The sequence below is a fragment of the Arsenophonus endosymbiont of Apis mellifera genome (assembly GCF_903968575.1).
GTDB lineage: Bacteria > Pseudomonadota > Gammaproteobacteria > Enterobacterales > Enterobacteriaceae > Arsenophonus > Arsenophonus apicola.
This window is the reverse complement of sequence record NZ_CAJCFU010000055.1, coordinates 1-13141: the sequence shown is the minus strand read 5'-3', so window position 1 is coordinate 13141 and position 13141 is coordinate 1. Positions and strand designations below refer to the sequence as shown.

Sequence of the window (13141 nt, the reverse complement as noted above, 5' to 3'; positions counted from 1 at the left end):
GACTTAATAAATCGTTTCAACAACCTGTTGATGGTTAGGTTAGTTTGGCGTTGGGAAAATGATGCACGCTGGTATGAAGCGGAACTCTGTTATGATTTATTTGGTGATTTATTGCTTATTCAACGTTGGGGAGGATTAGGTAATCATCTTCATGGCCAAAAAACCGAAATCGTTCCTGATATGCTTAGCGGTATTGCCAAACTCCATGCGATTGATAGACAGCGAAGGAAAAGAAAAAAACCTTATCATCGTATAGAATAACCTTATATCAAATCTATTACTGAACGCTTTAACAAACGATGACAAAACAAGAACTCTCTACCTTAAATATGGCGGGCTTTATCAAAAGTCAAACCTTAATCCTCTTGGATAAGCTCAATCAGCTTAATCTGGATGACTGTGCAGATGAGTGCGAAGAGTTGCATGAAATGGCAGAGGTACTTTATCTTAAATTAAGACAACGTTTGGATAAAAAATAAAGATTTATCACAAAGGAATGATAGTGATATTCTTCTTTGATAAATAGCGACACAAAATCTTATACATATCACGGTCAAATTTATCCATTGCATGATTAAATGTTAATGTTTCATTGAGATTTTCAACCGAACCCAAATAAACCCAATTATTCACGATATGAATTTGCGTTTGTTGAACCCCTTTTTCCGTAATACCAATGGCGCCCTTGTAAGGCCAAACTGCTAACTTATGTTGTTTAAACGCGCGTAAAACCCTACTGTGATGATGTTCTTGACTTTCTTTGTTAATACAAACTCCGTGACATAAGCCGAGCTGAAGGCGAAAGCAGCCAGATGCTCTCGTCTTCTCGAGACCTAGTTTGCAATAACAGAGATGATTTTCATCTGCAATGGATTTAAGCTTTTCTAAAGCTGTAAACCGATTTTTATACAAACCGTATAGATTTTCTGCTTTCGAAAAGTCAATTTCTTTCGCATACACAATATTAATTTTTTTGTTTGTAACCTGAAAAGCACAAAGTTCCCGGTGTTTCCTTAAGCGCTTATTAAAGATGGGGTGATATTGTTTAATTAATCTAGCCTCGAGTAACAGGGCGCCTATTTCACCTGCCGTGGTTTGCCAGTGAATATATTTAAGTTGATTTATTAATCTGATATTCCTTGTATAAAAGTGGGATAGGACTCTTTTTTTAAGATTTATACTTTTCCCAATATAGATTGGCAAAAACTCATTTTCACCGAAAAAAAAATAGACACCCGGTAAATTGGGAATGCGGGAGTTTATCGTCTTTAGTTTTTTTTCTTCATCACCTTCTAGTTTAGTGGATTGGTTTTTACTGATTTCCATCAAATTTTTCCCTTAATTTTTAGAACGTTAGTTTATATCATTTAGTTTTAAAGCCTTCAACTTACGCCTTTAAAGATGTTTTTTTGAAATAAAAAGTGGTAATGATTGCTAATCATGTTATATTATACTGCTTTAATATACAGTGGAAGAGCTGTTGTTTAGAATGGCTTCTTGCACCCACTGAATATGCTATTTATTGCCAATAAGTGTAAAAAATTTTATGTTTGCGTTAGTCGATGTGAATAGTTTTTATGCCTCCTGTGAGCAAGTATTTAGGCCGGAATTAAAAGGTAAGCCGGTTGTTGTGCTATCAAATAATGATGGTTGTGTCATCGCACGCTCCAGAAATGCCAGAAAACATATTCGAATGGGCGCACCCTGGTTTGAAATAGAATCTTTTGTAAAAGAGAATAACGTTGCGGTTTTTTCATCAAATTATACATATTACGCTGACATGAGTATGCGAGTTATGGAAGTATTGGCTTTTTTGGTGCCTAAACTGGAAATTTATTCAATTGACGAAGCGTTTTGTGATTTATCTGGAGTAAGTTCTACATACGATTTGACCGAATTTGGGTTTTACCTTCAAAAGGAAATAATGAAACGTTGTCATCTTCCCGTTGGGGTAGGGATATCCACAACAAAGACGTTAGCTAAACTAGCTAATTTTGCAGCAAAACAATGGCAAAAAACCGGGGGGGTTGTTGATTTAAGTTTAAAGGACAGACAACAAAAATTGATGTCTCTTGTTCCTGTCGCTGAAGTCTGGGGAATTGGTCGAAAATTATCAAAAAAACTCCAGTTGCTTAATATTAATACCGCGTTAGATTTGAGTCGCTTGCCGCCAGATGAGGCTAGAAAATTTCACTCTGTTGTTTTAGAAAGAACGGTCAGAGAGTTAAACGGTATTTCATGCTTAACATTAGAAGAGCAACAAAACCCAAAAAAACAGATAATCTGTTCTCGTTCATTTGGTAATAAAATTACTAATTTCGATTTTGTTAGGCAAAGTGTCTGCGCCCGCGCAGAGCGCGCCGCCGAAAAATTAAGAGAAGAAAAGCAGTTTTGCAAATTAATCAATGTGTCTATTCAAAGCAGTCGATTCTCAAAAAAAACCGGCGGTTTTTATCGCTATGGCTCACAAAAACTCACTTACCCAACTCAAGATAGTCGAGATATCATAAAAGCTGCTACCAATATATTAGATAACATTTGGGTAGCAGATATTGAATACAGTAAAAGTGGTGTTATGTTGAGTGATTTTTACGATTCTGGTGTGAAGCAGCTTTCCCTTTTTGAAACAGAAAAACCCTATAAAAATAGCGATATATTGATGCAACTTATTGATGAGATTAATCGCTCTTCACTGGCACAAATTGGATTTGCAGGTAAAGGTAATGCAGAGAAAAAATATCCCTGGAAAATGAAAAGGCAATACCTATCACAGAAGTGGACGACTGATATCAATCAGACTGCTATTGTTAAATGTTAAACAAACCCATTTCCACAATCCCTTAATCTGATTTTTTACCATATTTCTGCTTGAGCCACATCCATGGCTCAATGGGATTTTTAGATGACCACAGTCCAATATTTGCTTATCGTGCCTTTTTCTCGAGAGCCAAAAACCCAAAATTAGTCGCCTTCCCATGGTACCGATATACCCACGCCAAGCCGGATTTAATCTGTTCGGCATTGATGTTTTTTTCTTCAATGATTAAGGTACCCAACCAACGTCCAAACCTATCCTTTTTGTCTGTCATCACTTCTACCTGCTTTTTCGCGCTCAGGTGAAGCAGGTTTTGTTTTTAGCGTCTTCCAAAGGGTTGACCTAATTCAGGCGCATCAATACCAATGAGGCGCACTTTGACCCGTTTTCCTTCCGTGAGGACGAAAACGGTATCACCATCAACGACGTTAACAACACGCCCAGAAATATTAAAGTAAAAACAATTTAAACTTTAATTCCCAGCCATATTTATTCATACAACGATAAAAAAAATCATTACGCTGATATTCATTAACATCCTTAATCTTTGTTTCTGTTAAAAACATAGGTTTTTGATTTTCATCTTTCTTATCTTTTCTCCCAAAAGACTCACTTGATATTGAAAAATCGGGGTATCCAAATTTTGTTTCTTGTACCCTTTCATTTTTTACGGGGAATTCTTTTTCTGATTGTGTTTTACAAAGATTTTTCGCAAAAGAAAAGTCTTCAGCATTAACGGTATTTTTTTCCCACTTATTGGTACAACCAAAAATAAGAGTTGATAACATCATAGCTGCTAATGAAATCCTCATATCTATCCCTTCTTAATGGTGATTATGTATTTTCAAAAAACAATATCACTATCACATAACTGATATCACCCAAGCAATAAGTTATTTTTGATTTTATCTAAAACTATTTTTTCTTCTGAAAGAATTTATTTTTGGAGGGCTATCTAACTTTGAGATCAAAGCCAAAACGTTATACAATTGTTTAAGATTAAAATTTTCATCTGATAGATAGGAGATAATTTTGGGCAATCGATGATCAACTAGAGCGTTCTACGCCGGAACCGCCTAAATTTTCGAAATAGGTTTTTTCGATGATCTTTCGCAACTTAAATAACGGCATCTGCAATACCTTGAGCTCGTCAAACCATCCAATTTTCAAAGCGAACACGAATATCCACAAATATCTACTTGGTTAATATAAATTAGCAGTACAAAATGTTCGAATAATATCTAGTGGATCAGGTTTAGATATTTCCAAACAGAGTTGAAAATCGCTTGTATACAATACTGAGCTGTTTTTTGAAGGAATTGAAGAGAAGGTAGGGGACAAAAAAACACCTCTACCAGAGACCTGATAGGGGTGACTTACGAAGCTCTATTAACTCATGTTTGATATCTTGCTTAAAAACATTTCCACCTTCAAATTTAATCTGTTTTTGCCATAATTCAACTTTTAAATTTTAATAAGTGAACAAATCGGATGAGTTAAAAATTTACAGTTCTTCATTGAAAGCTCTCAGTTCACCCTCACTGACGGATTACGGCACCGTAATGGAATAACGCCCTTGCATATTGATATGGCCGCACAGCAATAGGGACAGTTTTTCAACATCTTCATCGTGAACCGGATAACCTTCATGCCTGAGCTGCTGAATTGCGGCATCCATGTAAATCGTGTTCCACAAAACAATAATATTTAGCACCAGACCTGACGATCCTAACTGATCTTCCTGGCCTTTACGGTAAGCCTGTGTCAGTTCTCCCCGTTCACCATGAAAGACATTCTGGCCACTGCGTGGCGACCCTCTCCACGGTTGAGTTGTTGCAATGTTCTTCGCCGTTTGTTTTTATCGTCGAGGTAAGTCGGGTAGTTTGCGGTAAAGTGCAGGGAACTACGTTAAGGCATTTTATGTATTAAAGTCTGGACTTCGGTTGACAATTATTTTTTTCTAATTGTAGTCTGAGGTCAGATATTATGAATATTAAAGCTAAACGAGATATTGCGCACAAAACAAAGATCTTAAATCATACTCGTGAGAGCAAAAACGTTGCTAAAACTTGTCGCCATTTTGGGATAAGTAGAGAAACCTATTACACATGGAAAAGAGCTTACGAACGAAAAGGCGAGAAAGGCTCAATCAACAATAAACCTTGCCCTGAAAAATCCGACGACAAGAGTTGCAAAACATATTGAGGGGCTCGTTATTTACTTGCGTACAACTTATCATTTTGGTCCCCAACGGATAGCTTGGTATCTTCTCCGGTTTCACAACATAAAAATATCACGCTCAGGCTGCTACTATGTCCTTCTAAGAAATAAGCTAAATCAACTCCCTCAAAAATCAGCGAAGCCGCTTTAAGCCTTTATTTTAACGCTATCAAAAACAAGTACCCGGTCACCATGTTCAGGTTGATGTGAGATTTTTATTTTTTTATGCGCCAGATGGGCAAAGAATCAAACGTTTTCAATATACAGCAATAGATGATGCAACGCGCATAAGAGCACTTAAAATTTATGAACGACATAATAAGGCGAAAGCAATTAATTTTATTAATTATATCGTTTATAAATTTCCTTTTAGAATCAGAACTATTAGAACTGATAATGGTCACGAATTTCAATCAAAATTCAATTGGCATGTGCATGATTTAGGTATGGAGCATGTTTATATCAAGCCAGCTACACCCAGATTAAATGGGAAAGTAGAGCGCTCTCATCTCACCGATAAGCAGGATTTTTATTAGTTAATTGATTATAAAGATGATGTCAATTTACATGAAAAATTACCAGAACGGGAAGCCTTTTATAACTGTCATCGGTCCCCATTCAGCTCATGCTGGTAAAACGCCTTATGAAGTGTTAAAAAAATAAACTAGGTCTATAAGATCAAATGTCAGCCGAGGTTTTGAGTGACACAACTAATACAATTTAAATTACTAAATCAACGTTAGGATCAAAAGTACCTATTATATCAACTAGAAAATCGCTGATTACATGATCCCCTTTTATATATAATCTATAAAGATGATCTGAATATTCCTTAACTTCTATTTTACCCACGGTGTATGAAAAATTTTCTATCAAATAATTTTTAGTTTCGTTCTGTGATCTATTAACCATTTTTATTGATGAAATATCTATCTTGTCGATACTAGATTGGAACCCTACGATGATATCGTGTTTTATTGGTGTTGACTCTTCAGTTGATAAATAAACAAAATAGTCCTTTTCAATTATTTCATATTTAGTTGCTATTTGATTTGTTAAATTACTAGATGAGTTATTGGTTATAAGATTATCTATATTTGCTGAAATATTTTGCTGCTGATTGATTTGACTTTCAATTAATTGTATTTCTTCTTTGTTCAAACTTGATATATCATAATTTTTAGCCTTTATTTTTTCATAGGCAGAATTAAAATTTAAGGTTTGTTTATTAATTCCATCCCCCCAAAGATAGTCTGCTCCTATACCTCCATAAATTATGTCAACCCCAGCTCCACCTTTTATAATATTATCAAGGGTGTTACCAATAATAAGATCATTTCCATATCCTCCAATTACATTTTCGATATCTGTACTGTATGAGATTGAAACATTCTTTATCAATCCACCAACATCTGAGAATGCTCCTGGATTTATGTCAATTCTTTGATCAAAAAAATATTTGGAATAATCTAAAGTGTCGATCCCACCAGAATCGACAATACTGCAAATTGTTGGTACTAATGGATCGTTACAAGAGTAATAATCTTTACCTGTATTTGAATTAAAGCCATATGTAGAATCTTCAATTCTGCTGTTACTTTTTCCATAAAGTCGTTGTAAAGCGCCAATATCGTCAATTAATGGAGATGACGCATATAGCCCTTTGAATTGAGCTCCTGTAAATGTTTCTGACCAATAACTCATTACTGTGTATTGTCTGGAGTCTTGTAAATAGCTTGCATCTTTTGAATAACTTATTTTAACATTCTGTGAGGCATCATAATTACTTGGATGAGACAGCCCTAATGCATGACCTATTTCATGTACAAAAGAGTGTCTACCGTAATTACCTAATTGGGGATATAAGTTTTCAGAATGATTTTGAATATTAAACCAACTTTGACCTTCAGAATAACTTGTATTTGGTAAAAACGCAAATGCTTGATCTTTGTTGTTATTTATATTTCCGAATTGCAGATTAGTATTTATATTATCAGATGGGACAAATTTAAACTTTATGTTAGCCACATCTTCCCATGCGGCTAGAGATTGAACAATTTCTTCTTTTTGCCAATCTGTTAAGCTGATTGATTGAACAATTCCTTCTGAGTTAGCAATATCCCAATTGTTAAAAGAATATGTTATTTCACTTGATGAACCAAGAATATTTCTTCCATTCCAAGTGGTATTTTCTCTTGAAATCTGTTCAGCAGCTTTTATATTGTCTAAAGATTTTTTAGTATTATAATATTGATCATGGTTGATACGGATGTTTTCATTTATATAATTTAATAATTCTCTAGTTGCTTGAGTTCTAGGAAAGATTTTATTTTCCAAATTTTTAACATTAGGAGGTATAATTTCATCTATAGGCAATTTGTACTCTATATCTAAATTAGCACTTGGCATTTTGAATCTTACATGAGAGTTATTATGTTGGATATTTGTATTCTGAATACTTTTACTACTATTTGCATTTGATGGCTTGTCTTCAACCTTATAAGAGTAAATATCAGAAATTACTTCACTATCATTTGTTTTGATATGTATGTAACTTTTACCCATAATTTGCACCTGTAGTTTATAATTTATTTAAATGTTATATAAAAAATTCCTTAATAGTGCTTTTATTTAAACACTCATTTGAAAATTATTTATTATCTAATTATAGTCAATTTAAAAAAATATCAAAATTTTACCAATTTAAGTTGAGATTTAAGTTGAGTTTTTTTATGAATTATTTAATTACTAATTTATAGTTAAATAATTTTTTTAGGGATAATTTTTCATGTTAGAGAATATAATATCATCAATAATTAAATAGAATTAGTATAAAATTGTTGTCTGGTAATAGTTAGTGCGGTAGGTCAATTAGTATAGTTGAGCACTAAGAGCATTTATATATTAAATTAGTCAAGAATGATCCTTGATTGTAGCGGCTCTTAATCTGCCTGACGGACTTGCACTATAGATTGAAGTGATTACTGCTTCGAAAGCCAGAGATGTATACTGAGCTATAAATAGATCATGTAGATATATATCGCCTATATACAACTGCGAAGATGTGGGCGACGGCAATTGCGTCGTCTAGGGATCGGCTTGAATACGTCTTTTGCCATAAATTTGACCCGATGTATAAAAAATACGTTTGATTTCGCCACACAGTCTTTCATTTTCAACTGTCGGTATTTTCGTTTCATAATAAAAACTACTGCTGCTTACTTCAAAAAGATGGCATAACTCAGTGACCGTAAAATTGGGGTACATGATTTTCAGTTGCTTCACGATTTTGAGTTTTGATTGTCGAGGATGAAGTAAGCCGCGGCTTTTTTTAATATGTCATTATCCCTCTGAGCACGCTTAAGTTGAACTTCTAATTCTTGTATGCGCTGTTGCTCGGGTGTTAACGCTTTTGATTTTACAGGCGTATTCCCATTTAACTCGGCAAGATATTGTTGCTTCCATCGTGATACGGCAGATTTACCCGCACCGGATATTTTTTCAACTTAGATATTGCTATATCCACCTTCAACCATGAGTTTTGCATATTCCAGCTTTTGCTTTCCGCTAAAGGTTACTTTTACTTTTCGGGTCATATTTATACCTATAAGATTTTGCTTAATTATAAGCTATAAATCTCTACAGTTTTATTAGACCACTACAAGTGCAATAACGGATACCGGCGTAGGTGTGCCACGAATGCACCCTGTGGCAAATAAGGGTGCAATGCTGTGCGAGAGATAAGGGTCTACCCCTCGGAGGCGGTGTCCAGACGCAGCCTTCAAACTATCCTGAGGTGCTGCTGTTAAGAGCGGTGGTAGTGAGCGTCAGGGAAAAGGCCCAGTCAGATGCGTCATGTATGTTTTGTGAAGATGAACGAGAGTGAACTGTAGATGCAGTGTCGAAAGGAACAAGATGATGTCAAAAGCGCGCTTTCTAAGCGGTGCGTGATGAGTCCAGCGGTTATCTGGTTACTGGCTGGTCGGCATCCGGCATATAGACAGCATGAGCACAACACATGCTCTGGCATGGAACGTGGGAACCTGTCGTCCCGATGCGAAGGGAGCAGCGTCGAGTAGAAAACCTGCAAGCGCCTGAGTACAAATGCGTGGCACAGGGGCAGATGGTTCCGGAGTAGTGATGAAACGCCTGTAATGGGGTCAGCTTGGAAAACGGAAAATATCCTACGCTAAGCTTATTTTTTGTACCGACCTATATTAACTGCACGCAACGGACGGTATTTACCTGAGCCCAACTTTAGATTATTCCGCCAGATATAATCACCACTTAGATTGATATGCTCCCAACCTAGAGGGGATAAATGAGAAATTAATGCCTCATGAATCTGAATTCCTTTTCGTTTTAAAGATTCGATAGCTCTTTCTATATATACGGTATTCCACAACGTAATCGCCGCTGTTAACAATGTTAACCCACAGGCACGATAGCTTTGATTTTCCAGACCTCGATCTCTGATTTCGCCTAACCGGTGCATAAAAATGGCTCGTGCTAGGGCATTGCGAGCTTCACCCTTATTTAAACCTGCTTGCACTCGACGACGTAGCTCAGGATCGCAAAACCAATCCAGCATAAACAGCGTTCGTTCGATACGACCGATTTCCCGTAATGCTTTTGCCAGACCATTTTGTTTGGGATAACTCGCCAATTTTTTTAACATTAGCGACGCAGTGACTGTTCCCTGTTTAATCGAGGTTGCCAGCCGAAGTACCTCATGCCAATGTTTTTCAATTTCCCGGATATCCAGACTCGTCGAGGATATCAGCGACTGTAGCCCCGGGTATTGTTCTGCTTTCCCTTTGATAAATAGTTTCTTTTCAGGAAGATCCCTGATCCGAGGGCAGAATGCAAATCCCAATAAATGCATAAGTGCGAAGACATGCTCAGTGAAACCAGCTGTATCGGTATAATGCTCTGTAATTTCCAATTCACTTTCGTGATACAACAAGCCATCAAGTACATGGGTAGAATCTCTTACTCTGCTAATGACTTGAGTATAAAATGGGCTGTATTGATCTGAGATATGAGTATAAATCTGCACACCAGGCTCTGGGCCGTATTTTAGATTTACATGTCCTGCATATCGACCATGACTTCCAACCCGAAAATTTTGCCCGTCAGATGATGACGTTGTACCATTTCCCCACACGGCTGCCAGCGGGCTCTTTTTTTGGGTATTCACCAGCTCAGCAAGTGCAGCTGAATAAGTTTCATCTCTGATGTACCAAGCTTGAATACCTTCGAGTGATGATTTTGTTGTTCCTGGGCAGGACTGAGCCATTTTCGTTATCCCCAAATTGATACCATCTGCAAGGATAGTCGTCAGTAACAACTTTTTGTTTTTGGGTCTGACGTGATTATTTTTGAGGTGAGTAAAGTGGTGGGTAAATCCACTCCAACCGTCCACTTCATCTAATATTTCAGTGATTTTTGGGCGAGGTAACATGGCATAAACGAGGTCAGCAAAAGGAGAAACGTCTGAAGGAACGCTGTCATCAAGTGGCGTTACTTTTACACCATTTTCTGATATATCAACATCATGCAAATCTCCCGCAATCGCCATCGCATTCACTTCTTCCAGACGTGATGATAACAGCGCCATACGTGAGCTAAGGTATTTTTGGCAATCTGTTGGAATGGCGAGTGGTAACTGAGTCTCTTTGAGTAATTTTTCAAAATCAGCGGAAGGAATAAGATAATCGTCAAAATTCTGGTAGCGTCGCGACCCCTTTACCCAGATATCACCCGATCTTAATGCGCCTTTTAGCTCATTAAGGACACAAAACTCATAGTATTTTCGGTCAATCCCCGAGGGGGTTATGACCAATTTTTTCCAGTTTTCAGGGATAAAATTTATGGGCGCGGATGGCGGCACCTTTCGGAGTTGTTTTCGGTATATTTCTTTAAGGGTCTCAAGCGCTTCACTAAGTGACAGCGCTGTAGGAGTTGCCTTGAATTGCAATGCTGATAACATACGGGGGGCATATTTACGCAACGTACTGTATTTTTCGGTGATCAGATTAAGAGGCTCAAAATTATCCTTTCGGGCTAAAAACTGTGTTTCTTCCAGACTGGCGACAAATTCTGGCCAAGGAAGTACGCCTTCTATTGCAGTCCAAGGATCATCCCCTGATTCTCGTGCATTTAGCAGAGCCTGCCCAACGGTAAGATATTGCTTTAACTTACTCTGAATGAGTTTTCCTGTTTTTTGAAGTCGTTCGGCCTGTGTACGCTTTGCTCTACTGAATAAACTGCCCAAGATACGTTCATGTAATTCGATAATTTCATCAGTCAGTGTGGCCCTTGCTTCTGAGATAACACAAACCAACATGGCGTAACGACGTGTCTCGGAGAATTTAGCCAGATCCCTGCTATTCATTTTTCTACCTTCTCGAGCCAATTTGAGCAGTCGGTTTTGGTGAACGGAAAGCGAAATACCTTCAGGTAAAGCCAATCCCTCAATAGCATTTAATCTATCAATATGCTGCAACACATTTTTACCATTAATTTTCCCCGGAGGTTGAAGCAGCCAAGCAAGACGGCTTAGTTGTTCATCCCCTGAGATCAACAGATTATCTAAGGCTGTTTTATGTTGTGGTTCCAGTTGCGTTGTCAGTGCTGTAAACACTGCTCTATCCGCAATTGTCGTGGCTTCAGCAAGGGTCCTCTCAACCACATCAATGGAAGGGAAGATAACATTATTATTATGTAGCCAGATGAGCATCTCTTCAGCAAGGATCAAACCTTTGTCGGTTCGCATAGCATGAGGATATAAATGACTAATGCACATTTTTTGCAAAGGCTTACTGAATGGCACTAATTGTAAATAGCGATAGAGCTCGGCAAGGTGCTCCCAACGGGTTTCCTCTCTAGCAGCGTACTTTTGCCATAAATCAGGATTGAGTTTCAATCTCTCTGCCACTCTGGATAGAATACCATCGTGGGGAAGCGCATTTTTATCTGGGGTAAAACCCAGCCCTCGTAGATAACAGAGTAAAATTGCAAAGCCTAAACGGTTAGGGGGTCTTCGATGTTTTTTAATGAGAATCAGATCTTGCTCATTTAAAAAACATATTCGTGCGAGCAGGATGTCATCATCAGGTACAACCAGTAAACGTTCTTTTTCATCACTGCTCAGTATTTGTCGTCGTGGCATCAATGCTCTCCCAGAATACGGACATAGCTCGCTCTGATTTTCAAAATATAAGCCTATTAAGAAAATGTTTTCTGTTTAACAATGCGTATAACCGTTCGTTCAGAAACACCACATAACCTCGCAGTATCTCGGATGCTCTGCCTATTATTTACTCGAAGTTCAATGATTTTTTCATGCAATTGATGGTCAGCCTGACGCCCCCTGAATTTACCTACCGCCTTAGCTTTTGCTATACCTTCCTGTTGTCGGCGGCGACGATCCAGATAATCTTTTCTAGCGATAGCAGCCAGCATGTCTAACATCATCCCGTTAATAGCTTTAAGCATAACAAAGGTAAACTCATCGCCAACATTTGACGTCAGAGCTATATGGCTTGTTGGAAGATCCAAACTAACAACAATAAGGTCTTTTTCCTGGATAAGACGTTTTAATTTTTCCCAACCCTTTTCATCTAGGCGTGAAAGACGATCAACCTGTTCAATGAGAATAATGTCACCAGATGCTGCATCATCAAGCAAACGTAAAAGTTCTGGTCGTTGGAGTGAGGCCCCAGATACATTTTCAGTGTACCAACTGGCCATGCGAAACCCTTTTTCTTCAACGAAAGCTTTCATCCTATTTTTAGCTCGGAGAGCGTCCTGTTCTTTTGTTGATGCGCGGAGATAACCATGAATGTACATTTTTCACCCATTGATGACGTTTAAGTGGTGATCATAATGTATATGACAGATAAGTAATGATCTAATAGAAAAATGTCAACCCATTAGCTTGTGACAATGGGGTGTACTCAAATGTCATGCGTGGTTAGGTTTTGAGTTTACAATGATGAGGTGAAAGAGAAGTGGTTAAATAGGTAAAAGAATTTAGACAATATCAATTTGTACATAAAATAGCCTTAGCGTAGGATATTTTCCGTTTTCCAAGCGCACCCC

General features: G+C 37.5%; 10 protein-coding genes and 2 pseudogenes. 4 read left to right on the top strand and 8 right to left on the bottom strand.

Going from position 1 to position 13141, the window contains the following annotated elements:
- Window positions 1–261, top strand: a 261-nt coding sequence (locus H1X92_RS08465) for a hypothetical protein (protein WP_233458146.1), incomplete at its 5' end; no start/stop codon positions are given.
- Between the two features lie 38 nt (window positions 262–299).
- Entirely contained in the window at window positions 300–479 is a 180-nt protein-coding gene (locus tag H1X92_RS08460) for a Rop family plasmid primer RNA-binding protein (protein ID WP_180559732.1), read from the top strand.
- 7 nt (window positions 480–486) lie between these two features.
- Here H1X92_RS08460 and H1X92_RS08455 read toward each other — a convergent pair whose 3' ends face one another.
- Complete coding sequence (locus H1X92_RS08455; RefSeq protein ID WP_180559731.1) at window positions 487–1326, bottom strand: GIY-YIG nuclease family protein; 840 nt, start codon at window positions 1324–1326, stop codon at window positions 487–489.
- A 220-nt stretch (window positions 1327–1546) separates the two neighbouring features.
- Here H1X92_RS08455 and umuC point away from each other — a divergent pair, with 220 nt between their 5' ends.
- Window positions 1547–2818: a translesion error-prone DNA polymerase V subunit UmuC gene (gene umuC / locus H1X92_RS08450; protein ID WP_180559730.1), complete on the top strand. Its 1272-nt coding sequence runs from the start codon at window positions 1547–1549 to the stop codon at window positions 2816–2818.
- A 106-nt stretch (window positions 2819–2924) separates the two neighbouring features.
- On the opposite strand, the gene H1X92_RS15865 is transcribed toward umuC, so the two are convergent.
- The 3 genes and pseudogenes from H1X92_RS15865 to H1X92_RS08435 all read right to left on the bottom strand — a co-directional run.
- Window positions 2925–3116 carry a thermonuclease family protein gene (locus tag H1X92_RS15865; RefSeq protein WP_225507742.1) on the bottom strand — a complete coding sequence of 64 codons (192 nt, stop codon included), beginning with the start codon at window positions 3114–3116 and terminating at the stop codon, window positions 2925–2927.
- Between the two features lie 148 nt (window positions 3117–3264).
- Complete coding sequence (locus tag H1X92_RS08440) at window positions 3265–3627, bottom strand: hypothetical protein (RefSeq protein WP_180559729.1); 363 nt, start codon at window positions 3625–3627, stop codon at window positions 3265–3267.
- A gap of 737 nt (window positions 3628–4364) precedes the next feature.
- Window positions 4365–4687 (bottom strand): annotated as a pseudogene (locus H1X92_RS08435) (Tn3 family transposase); the annotation flags it as partial.
- A gap of 114 nt (window positions 4688–4801) precedes the next feature.
- On the opposite strand from H1X92_RS08435, the pseudogene H1X92_RS08430 reads away from it, so the two are divergent.
- Window positions 4802–5698, top strand: a pseudogene (locus H1X92_RS08430) (integrase core domain-containing protein).
- 57 nt (window positions 5699–5755) lie between these two features.
- Here H1X92_RS08430 and H1X92_RS08425 read toward each other — a convergent pair.
- From H1X92_RS08425 to H1X92_RS08410, 4 genes are all read right to left on the bottom strand, one after another.
- Window positions 5756–7600, bottom strand: coding sequence for a M10 family metallopeptidase C-terminal domain-containing protein (locus H1X92_RS08425; protein WP_180559728.1), 1845 nt, complete (start codon window positions 7598–7600; stop codon window positions 5756–5758).
- A 522-nt stretch (window positions 7601–8122) separates the two neighbouring features.
- Complete coding sequence (locus tag H1X92_RS08420; RefSeq protein ID WP_180559727.1) at window positions 8123–8302, bottom strand: transposase; 180 nt, start codon at window positions 8300–8302, stop codon at window positions 8123–8125.
- Window positions 8303–9230: 928 nt separating this feature from the next.
- A complete protein-coding gene (locus tag H1X92_RS08415; protein WP_180558317.1) occupies window positions 9231–12209 on the bottom strand; it encodes a Tn3 family transposase in 2979 nt (992 codons plus the stop codon).
- Between the two features lie 56 nt (window positions 12210–12265).
- Window positions 12266–12889, bottom strand: coding sequence for a recombinase family protein (locus H1X92_RS08410; RefSeq protein WP_006663401.1), 624 nt, complete (start codon window positions 12887–12889; stop codon window positions 12266–12268).
- Window positions 12890–13141 lie beyond the last annotated feature (252 nt).

Coding starts and splice junctions, on each gene's coding strand:
- H1X92_RS08460 (WP_180559732.1), top strand. CDS start 300: ATGACAAAACAAGAACTCTCTACCTTAAATATGGCGGGCTTTATCAAA.
- H1X92_RS08455 (WP_180559731.1), bottom strand. CDS start 1,326: ATGGAAATCAGTAAAAACCAATCCACTAAACTAGAAGGTGATGAAGAA.
- umuC (WP_180559730.1), top strand. CDS start 1,547: ATGTTTGCGTTAGTCGATGTGAATAGTTTTTATGCCTCCTGTGAGCAA.
- H1X92_RS08440 (WP_180559729.1), bottom strand. CDS start 3,627: ATGAGGATTTCATTAGCAGCTATGATGTTATCAACTCTTATTTTTGGT.
- H1X92_RS08425 (WP_180559728.1), bottom strand. CDS start 7,600: ATGGGTAAAAGTTACATACATATCAAAACAAATGATAGTGAAGTAATT.
- H1X92_RS08420 (WP_180559727.1), bottom strand. CDS start 8,302: ATGTACCCCAATTTTACGGTCACTGAGTTATGCCATCTTTTTGAAGTA.
- H1X92_RS08415 (WP_180558317.1), bottom strand. CDS start 12,209: ATGCCACGACGACAAATACTGAGCAGTGATGAAAAAGAACGTTTACTG.
- H1X92_RS08410 (WP_006663401.1), bottom strand. CDS start 12,889: ATGTACATTCATGGTTATCTCCGCGCATCAACAAAAGAACAGGACGCT.